Below are 22,735 nucleotides of genomic sequence, written 5' to 3'. Positions count from 1 at the left end.
ATGAAAAAAATATTAATTACTGGAGGCGCTGGGTTTATTGGTTCACATGTGGTTCGTCGCATGGTGACCCGCTACCCTAATTATCATATTGTTAATTTAGATGCCCTCACCTATGCAGGGAACTTAGAGAATATCGCCGATGTAGAAAAACTTCTCAATTATACCTTTGTCAAAGGCGACATCACTGATGCGCATTTTATTGATTCACTCTTTAAAACGCATGCTTTTGATGGTGTAATTCATTTGGCTGCTGAGTCACATGTCGATCGCTCGATTACCGATCCATTGGCTTTTGTACGTACGAATGTATTAGGAACCATGAATTTGTTGAATGCGGCCAAAACCGCTTGGCAAGGGCAGTTTGAAGGCAAACGATTTTACCATATCTCTACCGATGAAGTCTATGGAACTTTGGGCGCTACGGGATTATTTACTGAAGAAACCCCATACGATCCGAATTCGCCTTATTCCGCTTCCAAAGCCAGTTCCGATCATTTTGTGCGCGCTTATGGAGAAACCTATGGATTGCCTTATGTGTTAACCAATTGTTCCAACAATTACGGTCCCAATCATTTTCCCGAGAAATTGATTCCACTGTGCATCCATAATATTATTCAAGAAAAACCCCTGCCCATTTATGGCGATGGAAAATATACCCGCGATTGGTTGTATGTCATCGATCATGCGATTGCCATTGATTTGGTTTTCCATGAAGGGAAAAATCATGAAACCTATAATATCGGTGGGTTTAATGAATGGCAGAATATCGACTTAGTGCGTTTGTTGTGTCAAATAATGGACCGTAAATTAGGACGTGAAGTTGGGACTTCTGAGGGGCTTATTACCTTTGTGAAAGACCGTCCAGGACATGATTTGCGTTATGCCATTGATGCTCGAAAAATTAACCGCGAATTAGGGTGGTCACCTTCTGTTACATTTGAAGAAGGCTTGGAGCAAACCGTCGATTGGTATTTGCAAAACGCCCAATGGTTGCAGAATGTTACCTCAGGCGCCTACCGCGAATATTACGAAAAACAATATCAATAATTCAAACGAGTCATGCGTATATTGGTCACCGGAGCAGCGGGATTTATCGGATTTCATTTTTGTAAACTCTTACTCCAAAAAGGGTACATCGTTGTGGGAATGGATAATTTGAATCCGTATTATCCGGTTTCCTTAAAAAAAGATCGCTTGGCAGTTTTGGGTATAACGTCAAAAGAATTTAAAACAGGGGTCCCCGAAGAGAGTGCTACTTATGGCGACCGGTTTCAATTCGTTTTACTTGATTTGGAAGACCGAATCGGAATGGATGCTTTGTTTGGTCAATTTTCCTTTGACATCGTTTGTAATCTTGCGGCACAAGCGGGCGTTCGCTACAGTTTGGAACAGCCTTTTACGTATATAGATAGTAATGTCACAGGTTTTTTGAACGTTTTGGAATGCTGTCGTCATCATCAGGTAAAGAAGTTGATATATGCGAGTAGTTCAAGTGTCTACGGGCTCAATGAACATATCCCTTTTTCTGTAAACGATACCGTTGATCATCCTATTAGTTTATATGCAGCCACTAAGAAATCCAATGAGTTAATGGCACATACCTACAGCCATTTGTTTGGAATAACTACCGTGGGCTTGCGTTTCTTTACGGTCTATGGCCCATGGGGTCGACCCGATATGGCGTTGTCTTTGTTTACGGATGCCATTTTCAATCAAAAACCAATTGATGTTTTTAATCATGGCGAATTATCCCGTGATTTTACCTACGTCGATGATATTACCCAAGGTATGGAGGCCATCGTTGCAGCTTTAGCGTCTGGTGCCTACACGAAACCCTATGGGTTGTATAATATTGGGAATAGTAAACCGGTTAGGTTATTGGATTTTATTGAAGCCATCGAACACCACACAGGGATTACTGCTCAAAAAAATTGGCTTCCTATGCAACCTGGTGACGTTGCACGAACATGGGCCGATGTCTCCGAATTACAACGCGATTTTCATTATCAACCCCAAACCGACTTGGATAAGGGGGTAAAGGCTTTTGTCGATTGGTATAAGGCGTATTATGGGGTAGGAGTTTAGTTACTGACGACTGCTGACTTTTGACTGCAAAAACTTCTTTTATTTGAATCCTTACTTTTTGTCTTTACAAAAAAACTAACAAAAAGGTAAAGACTGAATATACAACTGGACTAAAATTAGATTTACATCTTAAATTATAACTAATGTATCCTAACTAGACAGCCATACTTTGAAACTTCCTAACTTTTCAATAGCTACAAAAATAGGTTCACTCTCAAAATTTGGTTTAAGATTTAACCTGATTCGCATCTTGGATACATAGTGCATCGTATTGATGGATTCATGGGACACCAAAAATTTCTTGTTTATCCGAAAGAAAAACTGAGGATTAACTTCATCTTCAATCTTTTTCAAACTAAACTCAATTGGTAACTTCCTACCGTCTTTTAAACACAAAAAGGTCCACTTATCTTCAGAAAAAAAATAGGCAATATCATCAATGTTAATTGATAGGAGTTGGTTAGAATACTTAACTAAAAAACGATTTCTATATCTTGATTCCCTTTTTTTCAAAATCTCACTGTAATTAGGCAAGACTGTTATTCTTTGAAACTTATCCAAACTTCGTTTTAAATTTGAAATTGTTATGGGCTTCAATAAATAATCAATACTATTTACTTCAAAGGCTTTAATAGCATATTCTGAATAAGCAGTAACAAAAATCACTGGGCTAGTCACATTGACTTCTTCAAATATGTTAAAACAATAATCATCTGAAAGATTAATATCTAGAAAAATTAAATCTGGCTTGTTATCTCTTAAATAAGAGATAGCATCTTTTACTGAACTTAATATGGTATCAACAATTATTTCATGTTCAAGAGACAATAACATAGAACTTAACCGCTCCGCAATTAGGTACTCATCTTCTATTATAACCACTTTAAGCATCTGAGGGATCAATTAGAGAAAGTTCAACTTTAAACAAATTATTCTCAATTTTAAATGTAGGTAGTTTTTGTCCGAGAAGTCTAAACTGTTTTTCAATGCTTTTTAATCCTATACCCAATGATTCAGTTTCCATAATTGCTTTTGGACTGTAGTTGTTCTCTATTACGAGCAAATCACCTATTGAATATATGGATATATATAATGGATTTGATTTATCAAAAACTGTATGCTTTAATGAATTCTCAACCAATACTTCTAAGGTTAAAGGAGGAATCAAAAATGGTAGTTTTGAGGCGTCAATTTTAATGTCAAAATGCAAACTCCCTTCATGTCGAATTTTTTGAAGTTTTATGTAAGATTCTAATAGCTTTAGCTCATCGGTTAATTTCACCAAAAGCTCCTCAGAAGTTGTTAAATTATATCGAAAAACATTGGAAAGCTCTTCAACAAATCGAATAGCCTTTTCAGAATCTTTATCAATTAAACTAACTATGTTAGAGAAGCAATTAAAAATAAAATGTGGATTCAATTGATTTTTTAAAGAAATATACTTATCATTCAAACTATCCAGCTCAACTTCATACAGTTTAATTCTCAATTCATTTTTTTGCTGTTCCGAAACCAAATAGGCTTCAATTGAAAACACAAAAAAAACAAATACTCCCACTATTCCAAAAAATGCGAAAAAAAGGGTGTCGAAAAACTGAGAATTTTTATCATCATTAAATAATTGAAGTGATATAAATTTCAAAATGGGACTAAACAAAAGCACAATAACAATTCCTGTGCTGTAAAGGAATAATTTCCGATTTAGTTCATTTTTACTTAAATAAAAAGGTGTTTTCACGATCCTTCGGTAAATATAAAACACTCCCAAAGTAAAACCAAAACTCATAGGAAAAATAAGTATTACTTCAGTTAAAGCAAGAGGCAATGAAGCCTCTTGCAAGTCTTCTAAAAAATTTAGAAAACAAAAAATGAAACATAAAAAAAAATACAGTAATAGCCTAATTTTCATCGAATAATATGTTATTGTATAAGTATAGCCGATTCAGCAATATCAACAGCATAAAAATAACCTAAAATTCTATTCTTTGGATTCGTGATGTTAACAATATTACTTTTTATGGAAGCTGGAGGAGGGTTACCTATAAAAGATATACCTTGATTACCTGTTTGAGTGAATAACTCAAATAAAAATTGATAGTACTTTTTAGAAATACCTAATTGTTGTGCTTTAGCAAGATCACCAACTACGAATGAAACTTCTTCATTAGGATTAATTCCCACTCTTTGCTGTCCATCAAAAAATTTATCAGACACAATTAATGTCTGAGCGTTTCCTGGGTCAGGTACAATAGTAAAAATATTATTCTTAAATACACGAAAATAATAATAATTCTCAACACCTACAGGATCTGTAGTGTCAAATTTTAAAAAATATCCTTCATCCGTAAACAAGGTTTCCTCTTCAAACTCATAATAAAAATTATCAAAGGGAGGTACCTCTGATAAGGTATCTGAGCCTGTATACGTTTCATTATTCCATACTATAGTGATAGTATACGTTTTACCAATTTGCGGCAATAAACTATTCGTTTCGTAAAAACCATTCTGTGTATGTATTAAATTCCATGTTGTTGTTCCATCAGTTATTGTAACCGTGGCATCTGAGACAAATGGGTTGCTAGAATTGGTTAAAAAAGGAAGCGTTTTAGTCAATCTTATTTTTTGAGTAGAATTGCCTGAGTTTCGCTCTATTCCACCTTCAATAACCAATCTCTCAACAGAGTTTAATGAAATATCACTTGTAACATCCTCTTCACAAGAAGTAAGCCCTATTAAAAGAAAAACCATTATAACAAACTGTTGGATTAACTTGTTCATATTCTTTAAATTTTCCATTTTTCGATATTTAAAATTCATTAATAAATATTTCTCGTTATCATTCTAAAATTTAAACTCATAAGTAACACTCGGTACTATCCCAAAAAAAGATAAGCGAGTGGCTTCTGTATTTCCGGTAGCTGTCTCCACTCCATTTACTTCACTAACCTCTCTAAAGAAAATTGAAGCGGCGTTTTGACGATTGTATAAATTTGCAATACTAAAAATCCACTTTCCTGTTCTATTACTATCTTTTTTTGGATTTAAAGTCGCTGAAATATCTAAACGATGATAAACTGGTAATCGGTTGGCATTTCGATTGCTATAATCAGCAACTACAAGTCCATTCTGTTCATATCTACCTGTAGGATAGGTCACTGGTCTACCTGTACTAAATGTGAAAACACCTCCAAAATCCCAACGAGTATTCGTTTTTAAAAGACCAACTAGATTCAATCGATGCAACTGATCTGCATTGTTAGCATAAAATTCACCATTATTTATTCCGTTAATTCTATTCTCACTTCGTGATATGGTGTAACTTAACCAACCTGTCAAATTTCCCTTATTCTTATTCAATAAAAACTCAATACCATAAGCCCTACCCTCACCTTGAATAATTTGTGTTTCAACATCCTCTCTAAAAAGTAAGTCCGCACCATCTTTAAAATCTGTCACATTCGATAACTTTTTGTAATAGGCCTCCACTGAAAAATCAAATTTATCTTCTTTAATTTTTGAAAAATAACCAACAGCGACTTGATCAGCAAACTGAGGGCGAATATAGGGGCCACTAGGTGTCCAAACATCTAGAGGAGTTGGGGAAGTGGTATTCGTTACTAAGTGAATATATTGATACATTCGATTGTAACTTGCTTTAAGCGAGTTTTGATCACTCAACAAATAACGAAGGGAAAACCTTGGTTCTAAAGCATTGAATTGTTTTATTATGCTTCCCGAACCATAGTTTTTTTCACCAATAACTTCATTTTCTTCATAAACACCATAAATTGGATCATAAGTTAACGGACTTCCTGTGGCATACAAGCGTATATTCTCGTTACCCATTCGCATAAAATTTGAAAAACGAAAACCTGTTTGAATGTTCAGTTTTTCTGTTAAGTCAAACTCTGCATCAATGTAAAGTCCATTTTCTAATGCTGAGTTATTTTGAAATTTTTGAGCGATTATACTTGACCCATTTAAAGATGAAATCTCACCAGGATTAAACTTATAGGATGTAAAATCAATTCCACCTTTGATTGTTGCTTTTGAACTAGCATACCATGTTAACTTTGGTTTAAAATTAAAGTTTGTGATATTTGAGTTCCATTGAAACTCTGAACCTGACCGCAAATTATCTAAGGAGTAATCATAGTTTGAAAAAATAAATGAAGATTGAAAAAATAAATTTTCATTAATCGAATTTGTCCATCGTAAGGTTCCTACAATATTACCCCAAGAGGTACCCAAAAATTTAGGCAATTCAAATCGATCTCTACCAAAATACCCAGAAAGAAAAAGTTTATTCTTCTTATCCAAATCGTAATTTGCTTTTAAATTTAAATCGTAAAAGAAAAGTACATTATCTTTAAATTCATCATCTAAAAACGTAAAGGCATCAACGTATGAACGTCTTCCAGCAAACATATAAGACCCTCTCCCATTTCCTAATGAATCTTTTTTTATTGGCCCTTCAACCAATACCCGGCTTAAAATTAAACCTATACCAGCCTCACCATTAAACTTCTTTTTATTTCCTTCTTTCTGTCTTACATCCAAAACCGAAGATAATCGTCCACCAAAACTCGAAGGAATACCACCTTTATACAACTTTACATCTTTGATAGCATCTGAATTAAACACAGAAAAAAAACCAAATAAATGAGAGGCATTATATATTGTTGCGTCATCAAGTAAAATTAAATTCTGGTCAGCATTCCCACCTCTAACATTAAACCCCGACGATGCTTCATTAGTGCTGGAGACACCAGGCAAAAGCTGTATTGATTTAATAACATCTGGCTCACCTAAAATTGCGGGTAGTTTTTTAATTGTTGAAGCCTTTAATGTATTCACACTCATTTCAACATTTCTAACTTTATTTTCCCCTTTTGGCTTATTTACAACTACCTCCTCTAAAATCAATGAGTTTTCCTCTAACTTAAAATCAATAATGGTATTTGATTTTATCACTATCTCCTGTTCAATAGTTTTATATCCAATAAAACTTACATACAAAGTATGCTTTCCCTCTTCTAAAGATAGGGAATAATACCCATATTCATTAGTAGTATTACCAGCCTTAGTGCTCGAATAAATACTAACACCTAATAACTTCTCTCCTGTCTTCTTATCCTCTACATACCCTGAAACTGTGACCTTTTTTTGCCCATAACTAAAAAAGGAAAGTAATAAAAAAAACATCAATACATTTTTTCTCATAGTAATTAAATTTAGATTTTACACAAAATTATACTTGGCTTTAAAAAAGTAAATATAATTTCTGATGAACCTTGAAAATGACTGATGAACTACTGATTTTAACGAATAAAACAATTAATTAGAGGCTATTTAAAGGCAGTTATAATTTTGAAGAATAATTTTTAAGTCATAGAAAAATTAACCAAACCAAACTTATCTTCAGCGTATTGCTTAGTTAAATGACTAATTTTAGTTGCATAAAAAAGGAGGTCAATTTAAAATTAGCTCTTAAAAATATATGCTAGCAAAGATGAAGAGTCGACGAGTAACCTCACAACACAATTGTGTCAGTACCAACCCCCCAAAAATTTAAACCACTAGTTAATTTCACGGCAGTAATTTCTCAATCAATAAATGCACAAGTGTAGTCATGCTCCGAGATTTCACTCTCTAATCAAGCCTCTAAAATCATCTTTAAAAAAGGTATAAAAAAAGCTTCTGAACCAGTCAAGGGCTTGCCTTGCTTCAACTTTTCAATCGCCTGGCATGAGAATGACTTAAAATCAAAATTTTTATCCTTTATGTATCAAATTTAAAAAGATCTAAACTCTCAATTTTTAAATTTGACACAGTTTATATAATACTCTCCCAAAATCCGACAACCAATAACCAATCCCCCCTTTGTGGGCTAGGGGCTGGCCGACAATCAACTTCTATAACGGAAACTCCTTATGCTGAAACAACTCGGTTACATCTTCTTGACCTACTTGTAAGTTCCATACATACAATCCCAAAGCTTCTGCAGCGTCGGTGTTGTCCTTTTTGTCGTCGATAAATAAAGTGCGTTTGGGCGACAGGTCGTATTTGTTCAGGATGTGAGTAAATATTTCGGGTTCGGGTTTGCGCATACGCATTTCGTAAGAGAAGAACACCTTTTCAAAACAATTGTAAAAATCGGTGTAAAACGACATGCCCACTTTATGTTCAAACCGACTGATGTGAATTTCATCGGTATTGGTCAACAAAAACAACCGGTATTTTTTTGAAATCATTTGTAAAAATTCCAAACGTTCCAAAGGAAATTCCCCAATAATGGTATTCCAAGCCTCTCGAATTTCCAACAAGGTGGCTTTGGGGATATAGCGCTGAAAGGATTCCAAAAACTGCTGTTCGGTAATTTTCCCTTTTTCAAACAAATCATTTTGTGCAATTAAATCGTCATTCGGGCCATCTAACCCCAGTTTTTTAAATGCTTCAATCTGTGCTTCTTTCTCCAAATTGATGAAGATATCGCCAAAGTCAAAAATGATTGCGTTGATCATAATGGTAATACCAAGTTAGGTTGTTGTTCTCTATTTTTTCACTCCAAACGCGAAGGGCTTCAAATCGTGGTGCAGGAATCCCTTGTCCCCATTGTTCCGCACTTTCAAAGACCCGAGCTTCATCCCATAACCCCGAATCAATAAACAGTTGCAAGGTTTTTGCCCCTCCTTCGATAATCATCGATTGCAGTCCTTTTTGGTGTAAAATTCGTGCAATTTGTTTCGGGAGTGAACTATCAAATATACAATTTTGATAATCAACTCGGTCGTCTGATAAACTTTTTTTAGCCTCCGTGATCACCAATGTAGGTTGTGTTCCATCCAAAACGCGATAAGCCTGGTCGATTTTTCCCTCGCGATCCAAAACGATACGAACGGGAGCATTTCCATACCAATCACGGGTGTTCAACTGCGGATTATCGTCCAATACCGTTTTGGTTCCTACCAAAATTGCCTGCTCTTCACTCCGCCATTGATGCACTTTTTGTCGGGCATAGGCATTGGAAATCCAAACAGGTTTTTGGGCCTCTTTTTCCAAAGGAGCTATAAAACCGTCGGCCGTTTGAGCCCACTTTAATACAATATAAGGGCGCTGTTTGTTGTGAAAGGTAAAAAAACGACGATTCAGCCATTGGCATTCGCGTTCCAGCACCCCTACCACCACAGTTCGCCCTGCTTCACGGAGTTTTTGAATGCCCTTACCCGCTACCGCCGCAAAAGGATCAACAGTTCCCACCACCACATTTGGAATCCCTTTTTCCAAAATAAAGTCACTACATGGAGGCGTTTTTCCAAAGTGACTGCACGGTTCCAAACTCACATATATTGTAGCTTCTTTAAGGAGTTTAGGATTTTTAACCGACCGCACCGCCATGACTTCGGCATGAGGTTCACCTGCTCTGCGATGCCAACCTTCGCCAATAATCCTGTCGTTGTGCACAATCACGCTGCCTACCATCGGATTCGGATAGGTTGTCCCGAAGCCATTTTCTGCCAATTGCAAGCATCGCTGCATGTATTTTTCATGTATCTTCACCCCACAAAAATACGATTACTCCGCAAATGAAATCCATATCGATACGTAAAATCCAACCCCGTGATAATGTGGCCATTGCCCAAGTGATTCGAACCGTTTTTGAACAGGAAGGCTACCCACGCACCGGAACAGCCTACGGCGATCCACAGTTGGATTTCCTATACGAAACGTATCAAGCACCCAAGTCCCAGTACTTCGTTGTCGAATTTGAAGGCCGTATCCAGGGCGGGGGCGGAATAGCCTCACTCGATAAAGGGGATACATCAACCTGCGAATTGCAAAAAATGTATTTTCTGCCCGATGTTCGCGGTAAAGGCGTGGGCCAACAATTGATTCAACAATGTCTAACAGCGGCAGTTCAACTCGGCTACCACCACAGTTATTTAGAAACGCTACCCCAAATGAAAGTCGCTCAACATGTGTACCAAAAAATGGGATTTACCTATTTGGATGCCCCTATGGGAAGCACTGGACATACCAGCTGTCCCGTGTGGATGATAAAATCGCTATAATTATGGAACTACGACAACTGAAAGCGCAATTTGAACAGCAACTGAGTACCTTGTATGATCCCGAGGAAGCGCGTCGTTTTTTTGAATTGCTACTCGAAGCTTTTGAGCACAAAAAGCGTATCGATTTGGTGCTTACCCCCGATATAATTACCCAACAACCCGAGCGTTGGCACGCGGCACTCGAAGCCCTACAACGGTTTGTACCCATACAATATGTTATCGGAAGCACCTATTTTTATGATTTACCCTTCGAACTAACCCCCGCCACCTTAATTCCACGCCCGGAAACAGAAGAGTTAGTGGCTTGGATACTCCACGATTTTCCCAATACCAAAGGGGCCATACTCGATATTGGGACAGGAAGTGGTTGTATTCCCATATCGATTGCCAAAAATTGCCCCCAAGCTTCCGTCACAGCGATCGATATTGCTGCAGATGCCTTGGCCGTTGCCCAACGAAATGCCCAACGAAATGCAGTAAACGTACAATTTATACAAGAAAATGCTTTAGACACTACCGCGATGGATGTTCGCTTCACCCATCAATTTTTTGATTGCATCGTCTCCAATCCTCCTTATGTGCGGCAATTGGAGAAACACGAAATTCAACCGAATGTCTTGGAACACGAACCCCATTTGGCCTTGTTTGTCGATGATGAAGATGCGCTATTATTTTACCGCCATATCGGACAGTTTGCGCTCAACCATTTGAAAAAAGGAGGGAAGTTATATTTTGAAATAAATCAATACTTGGGCGCCGAAACCCAGCAACTTATGGAGCAACTCGGATTTTCATCGGTAACTTTGCGTAAAGATTTGTTTGGAAATAATCGGATGCTGCGGTGTGAACGCTAGTTATTCGTAACGAAGCGCCTCCACAGGGTCAAGTTTGGACGCTTTCAATGCAGGATACAATCCCGAAACAATCGCTACAATAAAACTGGTTATAAAGGCGGCAATCATAGCCATCCAAGGAATCGTAAATGCAAATTCAAAGAAGGAAGCAAAAAGATACCCAATTCCTATCCCCAAGAGCATCCCTACTAATCCACCCAACTGCCCAATGACAAGGGTTTCCATGAAAAATTGCCACGCAATCGTACTTCGTTTGGCCCCCAGCGATTTCCGAACGCCAATTTCACGTGTACGCTCTGTGACCGAAACAATCATAATGTTCATTAAGGCGATTGACGACCCCAAAATGGTCACCAAACCAATCACAAAAGCTGAGATATTCAAAGTTCCCGTGGTCTCTGCAATGCGTTGCACCAAATCATCACTGCGTGAAATGCCAAAATTATTGTCCTCCACAGGATTCAAATGACGAACGCGACGCATCGTTAAACGCGCATGATCTATGGACGCATCCAAAATTTCTTGACGCATCACCATTGTACTAAGGGTATAATTGATATTGGGCGCCGAAAATAACGATCGCGCGATCTGTATCGGGATCATTACCCGTTGGTCTTGATTGTTGCCAAACGTCGACCCTTTTTCTTTGAGTATCCCAATAACGCGAAATTTAGCCCCGCGAATCGTAATGATTTTATCAATCGGATTGGTCACGTCTTTCAGCAACCCCTCTTTTACAAAATCGTTACCCAACAAACAAACATACGCATTGTTGGAAATGTCAAAAACATTGAAATTCCGACCCTGAATCACTTCCGAACCCGTGTTGGGAACATAAAATTCATCCACTCCCAAAACCGAAATGGCAGGCTCGGTTTTTTCGTTTTCATACTTGACCTCCGCCTTGGCTGTCGCTGTAAAATAAATGGACGTTTGGGTTGCCGGATAGTCGTATTTCTCTTTAAAAGCTTTGGCATCGGGATAGGAGATAATCGGATTTATTTTCTCGATTTCACCGCCGCCCCGTCGCCGCGAGGTAAATTCGTATTGGTTGATATTAAACGTATTCGATCCCATGGCGGCAAATTTCGAATTCAACGTATTGTCCAAAGCGGCCACCACCGTCAAAATGCCCACCAAAGCCATAATTCCCAAGGCAATGATCAAAATCGTCAGCACGGTGCGCAACAATTGCGAGCGAATAGCCCCCAATGCAATTTTTATATTTTCGCGAAAAACTCCATTCATGGTATTGCATAAGTAGACCCGACTGCTATTTTGTTACAATTAGGATGTAGATTTTTTGTGCGTTGGCCGGGCTTTTGGCAGTCGCTGCCCTCGTCACCTCGGGCGAGCTCCAACAATGCCGCAATCCCTAACGCATCGGTGCCACGATACAACGCCCCAAAAATGTTGAAACAGTCCTTGGTTTACGTTTGTGAAATGTCCGATATTTGCAACGGTTTCAATGAAAATACACTACCCTTATGGCACAAAAACCTGGACTTCCCACGGGAACACGCGATCTTTCATCCAATGAAGTGACCAAACGCAATTACATTATGAATGTCATGCGACGTCATTTTGAATGTTTTGGATACCAACCTATTGAAACACCTTCGTTTGAAAACGCATCAACCCTCATGGGTAAATACGGCGATGAAGGCGATCGCTTGATTTTTAAAATCCTGAATAGCGGGAATTATTTCTACGATAAAAATCGAATTCAACTCCCCGACTCGTTAGAAGCATTACTCACCAACTCGGCCGAAACCATTTCGCTCGAGCAACGGGTAGAACTTAATCGGTTTACCGCCAAAATTTCTGATAAAGCCTTGCGTTACGACTTAACCGTGCCTTTTGCGCGCTATGTAGTCATGCACCAAAACGAATTGGCTTTACCCTTCAAACGCTACCAAATGCAACCGGTATGGCGTGCCGATAAACCACAAAAAGGACGTTTTCGCGAGTTTTACCAATGCGATGCCGATGTGGTAGGATCGACCTCCTTGTGGCAAGAAGTAGAGTTGTTGCAACTGTATGATGCGGTATTTCACGACTTGGGCTTGCATGGCGTAACCTTAAAACTCAACAACCGGAAAGTATTGTCGGGCATTGCCGAAGTAATTGGCGCTTCCGATAAATTGATTGATTTTACGGTGGCTTTAGATAAACTAGACAAAATAGGAGAGACGGGTGTAAAAGACGAGATGTTGGCCAAAGGTATTCCCGCCGCTGCGCTCGAAAAAGTGCAACCGCTGTTCTCGTTTTCAGGTTCGTTTTCGGAGAAATTGACCCAATTAGAAACGCTATTACACGCTTCTGAAATTGGATTAAAAGGAGTAGAAGAGCTACGTTTTATTAGCGAACAAGTCAAAAAGTTAGGATTACAGCAAGCGACTTTAGAATTGGATGTAACCTTGGCGCGTGGCTTGAACTATTATACGGGTGCCATTGTTGAGGTGGCCGCTCCCAAAGGAGTTCAAATGGGTTCCATCGGTGGTGGTGGCCGTTACGACGATTTGACAGGAATTTTCGGATTGAAAAATGTAAGCGGCGTTGGAATTTCTTTCGGGTTAGACCGCATCTATTTGGTCTTAGAGGAATTGAATCTTTTTCCTGAAACGTTGCGTACTGCTCCCCACTTTTTGTTTTTGAATCTAGGAAACAACGAAGCTGAAGTGGCGATGCAAGCGATTACCGCTTTGCGCCGACAGGGAATTAGTGCCGAACTCTTTCCTGATGCAGCGAAGTGGGATAAGCAATTTAAGTATGCTGAAAAGCGCGGCGTTCCTTATGTCATTCGTTCGATTGAAAATGCGGTGTATTCCGTTAAAAATATTGCTACAGGAGAAGTGCTAGCCTGTTCTTGGGATCAACTTACAGCATTATAATCCTTCACGAGTAAATAAAAAATCACGTTGTTATCACGTGATTTTTTTATGGATTAAAAATGGAAAAGCCACACTAGTCAGGTGTGGCTTTTCGCGTCGTCAAATCAAAAATTGTTTAAACCCTAATTAAAAACAATCTTTTTCGAGGTGGTTCCTTGGTCTGAAACGGCTTTGGCAATGTACGTTCCTGCGCTAATTCCGCGTACAGGAATTTGGATTTGGGTTTGATCTTGCCCCGTCACCTTGTAAGCCATTACTTCTTGTCCCAGCATATTATAAAGGACCACTGTATGTATCGTAGCGTCTGCTACATAATTTTTAATTGTCAATTGCGTATTGTTGTTGGTATAAACCATATGCACTCCATTTTGTAGGGCATGGTCATCGGTATTTAAAGCTGTCGTGTTTTTGAAGGCCAATACAAAGCGATTATCGGTATTTCCTTGGGGCACCTCTACAACAAAAGGTTGGTCGGTGATGTCATGGAAAACCCCGTCTTGTTGGTCTAAAATATAATAACGTTGTGTAGTAGGTAAATTTTCAACTTCATCAATGTTGAATTTGATTTCACCCGTTACATAAGCCTTAACTCCAATAGGATACATCGTATTGATGTCAAAATAATCCACTCCTTGAATCACCATTCGTTTGCTATTGGCTACAAAGTACACATCGTTGTTTTGGTTGTCAATGGTTTCAGCGTCATAACCATAATCATAATCATGAGAGGCCAAATCTTCCATAAATCCTAATAAGATGTTACGGTGGTAATTGTCTTTGGAAGTCATTCCCAAACGCAAGCGTGCATATTGATCGGTGACTACCGGGTCTTCTTCATTATTTCCAACATAGTTTTGTGTTGCATTTCCATGGCGGAACAACGTATTGGACTCGAAATGATCTTCTCTAATGAAGGTGCGGTGACTATTTTGGAAGGTAATATTTCCACCTGTAGCTGACCCTACCACAAAGAAACCTTGTCCCACAGGAATAAATCGTCTCGGTATTTTTGAACTCGTACCAATTCCGTTAAGCCCCGCAGGAGCTAATGGACCCACACCACCTGTTAAGTTACGAACGGAATACCCTCCTTGATATCCCGTTAAGTTATGGGTATTATTGCTACATGCGTGTTCCCAAAAGTAAAGTGTTCCTGTTGTACTACCACTATTCGTGCCGATGAACAAGTTAGCATCTATAGCCGAAGGATACGGATTTCCGGTTAGATTTAAATTACTTGCAGCAATAGGAATTGTTATGGTTCCATTATTCGGTTTTCCTACAAAAGTCAGGTTTTGATTGGTACTTGCGGCACCACTTCCCTTCAAAGTAAATCCCTCTCCAGTATTCAACGATCCGTTGGCACCTACCGATTGCCAGTTGGCATAGCTGTTGGTTAAGTTTTGAAATTTGAAAATCCAGTAGTTACTTAGGGTAATTGGTGCTGTTGGTGAGCCATTTAAGCCATTGGTCCATATAATATTTTGTGGTGTAGCGGTGGTTCCGTCTTTAAATACACTATTTACAGTGAAAGTTCCATTGTTGACAGTGGTATTGGTAGGGCTCACTGGAGAACTCCAATAATTGTAATTGAAAAGGTTGCTTGACCCTTGTTGATTGCGTTCAATAGCACCGCCACTAGTAACATCTAGTTCACTTGCATTGGTTTGAATTAATTGCGAGCGCCCTTCTAAATCCAATACGCCATCAATTTTTAAATACCAAGCATTTTGTATACGCGTATCGTTGTTCATGGTCACACGTACACCGGGATTGATGACTATTCCAAGATCAGTACAGTTGGTTGTCTCTGTGATATTGTGTCGTACATCCACAATATTCCAATCATAATTGAGTACATCATTACCATTAATATCGCGCGAAGGGTCATTGACAGCTGACGCTAAACTTCCAGAACGAACGGTCACATAGGGCATAGGAGCTTCTTGTGGTGCAATAGCTTTTACATTGAACAAGCGCAAACCCGATCCTGAGTCTATGGTTGGTGTTGTAAAGTTATCGGCAATATCTCCACGGTAGGCATCCATTCGATAATTACGTAACAAAGTAGCATAGTTAAGTGCCCCCACATTTAGGGGTACAAATGTACCGCGCACTTGTGAACTGTTGTTGATAATTTCCTGGTTGATGATGCGTTGGAATTGAGCAGGGGATAAGCTGGTGTTAAATACCCTTACTTCGTCCATTTTTCCAAAGAAAAACATATTGCTTGCGCCTGGATTTCTACCTAAGGTCAAATTACTGGAATCGGCATTGATCGACCCCGATACACTGTAGGTTTGAGGGTCGCCATTCACAAAAATGGTTAAGGTGCCACCGCCCAATGTAATACCTATGTGATACCAACGACTTGTGTCTAAATTTGCAACATTAGTATACGCATAAGTATTTCCGTTAATGACCACTTGTAGTTGTCGGGTAGCGTTAACTCTAATATTACAGTTGTTTTGACCAACAATCACCCCGGTGCCGGAAAAAGCTGGATTTAAAGATATCCAAGCCATTAAGGTTAGGGTAGACAAACCACCTAAAGCAGGAGTGTCTTGTGCATAATCATTTCTTCCGTCAAAAGAAAGATAGAGTTTTTGATCTAGATTTCTTGGCGATCCCCAAAGACTGGTATTACTGTCAAAGCTATCCAATAAACCATCGGTATCCGCGTCAGCTGATCCATCAATTCGTCCATCATTGTTTGTGTCTAAAGAAGTATAAAGTCCGCTTCTAATATCAAAGGTACCGTCAGCATTGGAATCCAATTGTAAATAGTCGCCAACACCATTACTATCCGTGTCTTGGGCATAGGCTTTGGCACTGACGCCAAATCCGGTTAGATTATCATGGAGATCCATGATTCCATCCCCGTCGGCATCAGTGTAATCCCCGCTTCCATTGCCATCGATATCACCATCTCCAAAAAGGATACCCGCTTCATCGGTATCAAATAATGAATCATTATCACTATCTAAATCAATGTAATTTGGAACGGAATCCCCATCGGTATTTAGTACAACATAGGTACCGCCTGAAATCAAGGCTTCAATATAATCGTTGTATCCGTTGTTATTAGTATCGGCCCAGCGCGTAGAACTTGTTTTGTCAAAAGTACCGAACTGGTTACTTAGGTTTCGGAAACCATTTTCTTCAATATCGGGAATCCCATCATTGTCAGAATCTAAGTCATTTACATCGGCAACTCCATCGCCATCGGTATCAACACAACTTTGGTTAATGGCAATTTGAATATCATCAATAAAGTTACCTACCGATTGATCGCCAGAGGCTGTTGGTCCGGCTTGAAAGGTTAGCACAATCTGAACCATGCCTGAAGGAATAATGTAAGTTCCCGAGTAGGTCGCCCATGAGGTGTTTCCAGAAACCATCGTCGCGATGGGAGTCGAGGCTAAAGCATTGGCTAACGAAGAACCAAATTTAACGAAAGCCGTATCGGTTCCGCTTCGACCACGGTGACGAATAGACCAGTTAATCGTTCCTCCAGCGCCATTCAAACAAAAAGTTTGGTAAAGTACGCCGGGTACATTTGCATTTAATTCGGCAAATTGATTTCCTGCTGCAGCGGGAACACCGTTAAATCCAGTGCTCCATATTTCGATTACATTTTCAGCGCTAGTTTGCCAGCCTGTTACATTAGCCGTAGGTATAAATGAATATGAGTTGGCAGCTATGACAGGCGTCTCAAAACTCCCATTTTGAAAAGGATCCGTGTTGCAGGTTCTGCATTCATCATTATCGCGAATGCCATCATTGTCGTCATCCAAATCTAATCCTACATCTACAAGATCACCATCTGCATCGTTGATTCCATTTCCTTGAATGCTATAACTGAATGTAAGAAAATTAGGGTCGTTTGTGTTAAAAGTTATGATTGCGTTGCGAACTCCAAAGGCACTGGGGTTGAACGTAACTGTGAATGTAGTACTACTCCCGCTGTTGACTAATGCGTTTGGCGATGCAGTCACAGAAAAATCACTAGCATTTGCTCCAGTGATTGTTAAACTTGAAATGGTTAATCCAGCTTGACTTGCAGTGTTTTGTAGGGTATAGGTTCGGGTTGTAGTTCCAATAGTAATGTCGGCACTGCCAAAAAAAGTATGATCGGCTATGGCTGGGGTATTATCACCATTGGTAATTGTATTTCCATTTCCGCTTACAACTAAAGTTGGAACCGCATAAGTAATGCGAATTTGTCCATTACCGCCATTGCCTCCTCGATGCGAATCACTATCATTACTTCCACCACCGCCACCGCCGGGGACTTCACCATCGCTACCATTGTTGTCTGTTGAACCCGCTCCTCCGGCACCACCACTGTTAGCGCCATTTCCACCATTTCCCCCACCACTACCTGAACCTGCTGCACCATGATTACCGTTAGAAGTGGCTTGGTTACCCAAACTACTCGAAGCTAATCCACGGTTGGATGGAGTACTCGTAGTATTATTATTTCCTCTATTTCCTCCATTTCCAAGGGTTCCAGAAGTATTATTTGTAGGGGCTGTGTTCGCTCCTGTAGCGTTGAACCAAGAATTTTGACCATTCCCTGCAGTCAAAGTAGAATTTGCAGGTGCACCCAAGCCGCCACCTCCTACAAAATAGAAATAGGTAGCATTCGGAGTTACGGTGTGAACCCCACGGGCATAGGCACCTCCGCCACCACCTGTTCCTCCATTGGTGCTTGTGGAGTTACTATTTCCACCACCACCTCCGGCACCCCAAGTTTCAATAGTCACCGAAGTAACCCCAGCTGGTACGGTAAAAGTCCCGCTACCTGTACTATTTATAACGTCTGTTCTTGTTTGAGCAATCACAAGTGTTGTCACCAGTAAAGCTAGTAAAAGGCTAAACCTTTTAAACGTCAGGAATAAAATTGTTTTCATGACAGTAGGTTTTTTTATCTTTTAATTTTCATTTGATTTGGAAATACAAATATAGAAATGGTTTTGTAAAAAATCGATAAAATGCAAAATAAATCGATAAAAAGCATTTAAAATAAAAAAAGGCAATAAAAATCTTACAAATAATGACTTTTTTAAATTCACTTTAAGTATGAAATGGAGGGGAAGAAATCAAACTTTGCCAAATTTTTGGGCTAAAAAAAGCCTGTTCATTTAACAAGTTGCGAGGACAGGAGTTGAACCCTTGATTTCAGGGTTGTTCAAATATTTTTATCTTTTTTAATCCCAATAAAATATAGGATTTTGAAGAACTCATTCTTAAAAAACTATCATTTCCTCACTTGAATGTTGTTCCAATTAAAAACGAAAGTGATGAATAAGTGTTTATACTGATATCAAGTAGTTTAGTTCGTTTAACATCAGGAGAACTCACCTATATCACAAAGCGTATTGATAGGGCAGCTGATGGAACAAAAATCCATATGATCGATATGTTTCAAATTACAGAAGCATTTGATATGTATAAAAGTTCGATGGAAAAAGTAGGGAAAGTACTTCAAAACTATCCCGAAAATCCGATTTTAGATAAATTGTTTCTATTTGAATTAACCTTATTCTGTTACTTAACTGGTAATAATGTTAAGCATCTAAAAAACTTTTCAATGATTTCTTCACCTTCGGGCTGGATATTGGCACCAGCTTATGACTTATTAAATGTTGCAATTGTAAATCCTAATGATAAAGAAGAATTATTTACACTACAAATCTAATCGAAAATCTCAATGGAAAAATTAGAAAATACACCAAAAACAAATTATCATTCCCCTCAGACGAGGCTGTTTTAAAATCCGTATATTTAGCACTGAGAGAAGCAACCAAAAAATGGTCAATGCCAATACAAAATTGGGGATTAATCCTCAACCAGTTCTTAACAATTTTTGAAAAAAGGGTTCAACTTTAATTAAAAAGTCAAACCCCGTTATTTATAACTTACACACTTATTGGGATAGTGTCGTTTTAGAATAAATTATCGAATTACTAGAAAACGTTGATGTGTGTTTCCATTGATTGAAATGATATAAAATCCTTCTGCAAAGTCACTTGTGTTAATTGATAAATTATTAGGTTCTATTACACCTGATTGTACAAGTTGCCCAAATGAGTTAAATATTTCATATTTAGTTGAATAATTATAAGAGGCCATTTTTAAATTCAACTCATTTTGACAAGGATTTGGATACAACACAATTAAGTTTGCTTCATTGTTTTCTGTTATTCCTAAGGTTTGGTTTGCATCATAAATAATCCCGTTATCAAATGGTTCAGATAAGGACATATGACCACCACTAAAAATAAATTTCCCTGTGTTTCCCAATTTTGAAATTTCCATTCCGCCCCTTGTGGATGGCATATTAACAATCGTTGCGAATGTATTGTTATTTATATTGTACAAATAAGCTTCATCCGTTACTCCAAATGATGAATCAGGTAAAATTCTGTTTCCACCTGCAATCAAAATAGTTGAATTAAATTCAACCATTGAAAATTGTGAGCTAGCAACAGGCCCTGTATTTAAAAGGCTTACAGCGTCAATAGTTGGATTGTATACATCTAGTTTATTTGAAAATTCAAATAGTGGGATACTGAATCCTCCATAAATATATACTTTGCCGTTTACTAATACTGCTCGATGTGCACTAACAGGAATACTCAACGTAGAGGATAATGTTCTCCAACCATTTTGCGCGTTATAAACATACACTTTATCTCTAGCTTGATTCCCATCAAAACCTCCCGTAATTAATACTTCTCCATTTGAAAGTAAGGTAGATGTATGGTTGATTATGCCGTTTGGTAAATTACCAGCGATGGAGAATGTGTTGGTATTCGTATTATATAGATAATTTGTTGTTTGATATTCCAAAGTATCAAAGGAAGTCGTTGAAATTCCTCCCGTTAATAGCACAGTAGAATCATTCAAAAGTGTAGATTTCATTTGTTCTCTCCCTAAAGAGTTTGGTAGATCAGAAAGTATAATCCATGAATCAGTAGCAATATCGTATTGATACACTTTATTACACTGAGGAGTTGAACCATTTTGAGAACCACCAAACAAGAGGATTTTACCATTGTTTAATTTAACACATGTGCTATTACCTAAACCTAAAGTATTTGGAATACTCGCTTTTGAAGACCATAAATTTAATGCAGGATCATACTCATAAACACTATTAATGTTAGAGCCACTTGCAACTATTCCACCAAAAATCAGAACTTTATCACCTGTAGATTGTGCCGTACAATGTCCATAACGGGCATCTTGAAATGAAGAAGTAGTTTGAAAAACTTGCGCAAAGGAATTAAACAAACAAAGTGTAAGTGCCAAGCAAAGGATTGCTTTCAAAATTTTATTTTTCATGTTTTTAATTTTTAAGACGTTTTAACAACAAAAATATGTAAAAAAAAAATTAAGTATTGTAATAATTAGACAACTTTTTTTGAAGCTGTAGGATATTTCTTGTAACTTTCATCCCCTGTAAAGTTTGGGCTGCATTTAAACGAGATCAGCTTCTTATCTAATGAAAATTATCAATTCATTAATGTAATAATAATACTACAAAATAAAAATTCATTTTAATTTTATACATTTACCACTTACAACACCTTATTTTAGGTGTGTTTTTTTAATTAATTATTTGGAATGATCACAGGAGAATTAAAATCACAAGTAGATAAAATATGGGAGTCCTTCTGGACAGGTGGAGTTTCTAATCCACTTACAGTAATAGAGCAATTTACCTACTTACTATTCATACGTAGACTGGATGAAACACAGTTGTTGGAAGAGAAGAAAGCAGCATTCATTAAGAAACCAGTTGCCAATATCATCTTTACACCAGAGCAACAAGAATTGCGTTGGAACTCTTTCAAGAACAGAGAACCACAAGCTATGTTTGACTTATTTACCAAACCAACTGTAGGTGGTGTATCTGTATTTGACCATATGAAACAAGTGGGTGCTGAAAATGGTGTATTTGCACAATACATGACTGGCGCTACTTTTATGATACCTACCCCAAGATTGTTGGATCAAGTAGTGCAGTTGATTGACAAAATCAAGATGGAAGATAGAGATACCAAAGGAGATACCTATGAGTATTTACTCTCTAAAATTGCTACTGCAGGAACCAATGGTCAGTTTAGAACACCAAGACACATTATCAGAATGATGGTTGACATGGTTCAACCTACAAAGGAAGATACTATTTGTGATCCTTCTGCAGGTACAGCAGGATTCTTAGTTTCAGCGGGTGAATACATCCACCAAAATCATCCGGATTGGTTTCATGACAAAGCATTCAGAGAACACTACAACAGCAATATGTTTACAGGTATTGAATTTGATAATACCATGTTACGTATTGGTGCTATGAACTTGCAGTTGCATGGTATTGAAAGTCCAAACTTGATAGGTAAAGATGCGTTGAGTGAAAGCAATGGTGATGTAAGAGACAGATTTTCATTGATACTTGCTAATCCTCCTTTTAAAGGAAGTTTAGATTATGATGGTGTGGAAACTTCTATCCTGAAAACTGTAAAATCAAAGAAAACTGAATTGCTGTTTTTAGGTTTGATGTTGCGTATGATGAAAACAGGTGGAAGATGTGCTGTAATTGTTCCTGATGGGGTGTTATTTGGATCTTCTAATGCACACAAACAGATTAGACAAGAGATTATAAAAAACCACAAGTTGGATGCAGTGATTTCTATGCCAAGTGGTGTATTCAAACCGTATGCAGGAGTAAGTACAGCAGTATTGTTTTTTCCGTAACAGAACCATTACAAACCGGAGTAAAAGCAGTTGATGCAATGATTCCAGTTGGTAGAGGTCAACG

16 protein-coding genes and 1 pseudogene are annotated in these 22,735 nt (G+C 38.2%); 8 read left to right on the top strand and 9 right to left on the bottom strand.

Going from position 1 to position 22,735, the window contains the following annotated elements:
- On the top strand, positions 1-1,047 hold the full coding sequence (rfbB, locus tag ABWO12_RS00085; protein ID WP_353086137.1) for a dTDP-glucose 4,6-dehydratase: 1,047 nt from the start codon (positions 1-3) through the stop codon (positions 1,045-1,047).
- 12 nt (positions 1,048-1,059) lie between these two features.
- Complete coding sequence (locus tag ABWO12_RS00080; RefSeq protein WP_353086135.1) at positions 1,060-2,085, top strand: NAD-dependent epimerase; 1,026 nt, start codon at positions 1,060-1,062, stop codon at positions 2,083-2,085.
- 150 nt (positions 2,086-2,235) lie between these two features.
- Here the strand turns inward: ABWO12_RS00080 and ABWO12_RS00075 are convergent, their stop codons facing one another.
- The 6 genes from ABWO12_RS00075 to ribD form a co-directional block, all read right to left on the bottom strand.
- Positions 2,236-2,976 (bottom strand): LytR/AlgR family response regulator transcription factor, encoded by a 741-nt coding sequence (locus ABWO12_RS00075; RefSeq protein ID WP_353086133.1) that lies wholly within the window; start codon positions 2,974-2,976, stop codon positions 2,236-2,238.
- Positions 2,969-3,994 carry a sensor histidine kinase gene (locus tag ABWO12_RS00070; RefSeq protein ID WP_353086131.1) on the bottom strand — a complete coding sequence of 342 codons (1,026 nt, stop codon included), beginning with the start codon at positions 3,992-3,994 and terminating at the stop codon, positions 2,969-2,971. The genes ABWO12_RS00075 and ABWO12_RS00070 overlap by 8 nt, the downstream gene beginning before the upstream one ends.
- 11 nt (positions 3,995-4,005) lie before the next feature.
- Complete coding sequence (locus tag ABWO12_RS00065; RefSeq protein WP_353086130.1) at positions 4,006-4,881, bottom strand: DUF4249 domain-containing protein; 876 nt, start codon at positions 4,879-4,881, stop codon at positions 4,006-4,008.
- A gap of 45 nt (positions 4,882-4,926) precedes the next feature.
- On the bottom strand, positions 4,927-7,308 hold the full coding sequence (locus ABWO12_RS00060) for a TonB-dependent receptor (RefSeq protein ID WP_353086128.1): 2,382 nt from the start codon (positions 7,306-7,308) through the stop codon (positions 4,927-4,929).
- A 692-nt stretch (positions 7,309-8,000) separates the two neighbouring features.
- Positions 8,001-8,609: an HAD family hydrolase gene (locus tag ABWO12_RS00055; RefSeq protein ID WP_353086126.1), complete on the bottom strand. Its 609-nt coding sequence runs from the start codon at positions 8,607-8,609 to the stop codon at positions 8,001-8,003.
- Positions 8,587-9,624, bottom strand: a complete 1,038-nt coding sequence (gene ribD / locus ABWO12_RS00050; protein ID WP_502902901.1) for a bifunctional diaminohydroxyphosphoribosylaminopyrimidine deaminase/5-amino-6-(5-phosphoribosylamino)uracil reductase RibD — start codon at positions 9,622-9,624, stop codon at positions 8,587-8,589. Before ribD ends, ABWO12_RS00055 begins: the two co-directional genes overlap by 23 nt.
- A gap of 47 nt (positions 9,625-9,671) precedes the next feature.
- On the opposite strand from ribD, the gene ABWO12_RS00045 reads away from it, so the two are divergent.
- Positions 9,672-10,157, top strand: a complete 486-nt coding sequence (locus ABWO12_RS00045) for a GNAT family N-acetyltransferase (protein WP_353086122.1) — start codon at positions 9,672-9,674, stop codon at positions 10,155-10,157.
- 2 nt (positions 10,158-10,159) lie between these two features.
- The gene (gene prmC, locus ABWO12_RS00040) at positions 10,160-11,011 is read left to right on the top strand and encodes a peptide chain release factor N(5)-glutamine methyltransferase (RefSeq protein ID WP_353086120.1); all 852 of its coding nucleotides are present in this window, start codon (positions 10,160-10,162) and stop codon (positions 11,009-11,011) included.
- On the opposite strand, the gene ABWO12_RS00035 is transcribed toward prmC, so the two are convergent.
- On the bottom strand, positions 11,012-12,259 hold the full coding sequence (locus ABWO12_RS00035) for an ABC transporter permease (protein WP_353086118.1): 1,248 nt from the start codon (positions 12,257-12,259) through the stop codon (positions 11,012-11,014).
- Between the two features lie 239 nt (positions 12,260-12,498).
- Between ABWO12_RS00035 and hisS the strand changes: the two genes are divergently transcribed.
- Positions 12,499-13,905, top strand: a complete 1,407-nt coding sequence (gene hisS, locus ABWO12_RS00030; protein WP_353086116.1) for a histidine--tRNA ligase — start codon at positions 12,499-12,501, stop codon at positions 13,903-13,905.
- Between the two features lie 122 nt (positions 13,906-14,027).
- On the opposite strand, the gene ABWO12_RS00025 is transcribed toward hisS, so the two are convergent.
- Positions 14,028-18,821, bottom strand: a complete 4,794-nt coding sequence (locus tag ABWO12_RS00025; protein WP_353086114.1) for a RemA C-terminal-like gliding motility protein — start codon at positions 18,819-18,821, stop codon at positions 14,028-14,030.
- Positions 18,822-19,219: 398 nt separating this feature from the next.
- On the opposite strand from ABWO12_RS00025, the gene ABWO12_RS00020 reads away from it, so the two are divergent.
- Positions 19,220-19,609: a HipA domain-containing protein gene (locus ABWO12_RS00020; RefSeq protein ID WP_353086112.1), complete on the top strand. Its 390-nt coding sequence runs from the start codon at positions 19,220-19,222 to the stop codon at positions 19,607-19,609.
- Positions 19,582-19,800, top strand: a pseudogene (locus tag ABWO12_RS00015) (transposase); the annotation flags it as partial. The gene ABWO12_RS00020 and the pseudogene ABWO12_RS00015, both read left to right, overlap by 28 nt.
- Positions 19,801-19,866: 66 nt before the next feature.
- Here the strand turns inward: ABWO12_RS00015 and ABWO12_RS00010 are convergent.
- On the bottom strand, positions 19,867-21,258 hold the full coding sequence (locus ABWO12_RS00010) for a Kelch repeat-containing protein (RefSeq protein ID WP_353086110.1): 1,392 nt from the start codon (positions 21,256-21,258) through the stop codon (positions 19,867-19,869).
- Positions 21,259-21,540: 282 nt separating this feature from the next.
- Between ABWO12_RS00010 and ABWO12_RS00005 the strand changes: the two genes are divergently transcribed.
- Positions 21,541-22,671: a type I restriction-modification system subunit M gene (locus ABWO12_RS00005; protein ID WP_353086108.1), complete on the top strand. Its 1,131-nt coding sequence runs from the start codon at positions 21,541-21,543 to the stop codon at positions 22,669-22,671.
- Positions 22,672-22,735 lie beyond the last annotated feature (64 nt).

This window comes from Flavobacterium sp. (genome assembly GCF_040379285.1).
Lineage (GTDB): Bacteria > Bacteroidota > Bacteroidia > Flavobacteriales > Flavobacteriaceae > Flavobacterium.
This window is presented reverse-complemented; position numbering and strand designations above follow the sequence as displayed.

Excerpts from the sequence above, each read along its gene's own strand:
- ABWO12_RS00055 (WP_353086126.1), bottom strand. The coding sequence starts at position 8,609 with ATGATCAACGCAATCATTTTTGACTTTGGCGATATCTTCATCAATTTG.
- ABWO12_RS00070 (WP_353086131.1), bottom strand. The coding sequence starts at position 3,994 with ATGAAAATTAGGCTATTACTGTATTTTTTTTTATGTTTCATTTTTTGT.
- prmC (WP_353086120.1), top strand. The coding sequence starts at position 10,160 with ATGGAACTACGACAACTGAAAGCGCAATTTGAACAGCAACTGAGTACC.
- rfbB (WP_353086137.1), top strand. The coding sequence starts at position 1 with ATGAAAAAAATATTAATTACTGGAGGCGCTGGGTTTATTGGTTCACAT.
- ABWO12_RS00075 (WP_353086133.1), bottom strand. The coding sequence starts at position 2,976 with ATGCTTAAAGTGGTTATAATAGAAGATGAGTACCTAATTGCGGAGCGG.
- ribD (WP_502902901.1), bottom strand. The coding sequence starts at position 9,624 with ATGCAGCGATGCTTGCAATTGGCAGAAAATGGCTTCGGGACAACCTAT.
- ABWO12_RS00005 (WP_353086108.1), top strand. The coding sequence starts at position 21,541 with ATGATCACAGGAGAATTAAAATCACAAGTAGATAAAATATGGGAGTCC.
- ABWO12_RS00080 (WP_353086135.1), top strand. The coding sequence starts at position 1,060 with ATGCGTATATTGGTCACCGGAGCAGCGGGATTTATCGGATTTCATTTT.
- ABWO12_RS00010 (WP_353086110.1), bottom strand. The coding sequence starts at position 21,258 with ATGAAAAATAAAATTTTGAAAGCAATCCTTTGCTTGGCACTTACACTT.
- ABWO12_RS00060 (WP_353086128.1), bottom strand. The coding sequence starts at position 7,308 with ATGAGAAAAAATGTATTGATGTTTTTTTTATTACTTTCCTTTTTTAGT.
- ABWO12_RS00025 (WP_353086114.1), bottom strand. The coding sequence starts at position 18,821 with ATGAAAACAATTTTATTCCTGACGTTTAAAAGGTTTAGCCTTTTACTA.
- hisS (WP_353086116.1), top strand. The coding sequence starts at position 12,499 with ATGGCACAAAAACCTGGACTTCCCACGGGAACACGCGATCTTTCATCC.
- ABWO12_RS00045 (WP_353086122.1), top strand. The coding sequence starts at position 9,672 with ATGAAATCCATATCGATACGTAAAATCCAACCCCGTGATAATGTGGCC.
- ABWO12_RS00065 (WP_353086130.1), bottom strand. The coding sequence starts at position 4,881 with ATGGAAAATTTAAAGAATATGAACAAGTTAATCCAACAGTTTGTTATA.
- ABWO12_RS00035 (WP_353086118.1), bottom strand. The coding sequence starts at position 12,259 with ATGAATGGAGTTTTTCGCGAAAATATAAAAATTGCATTGGGGGCTATT.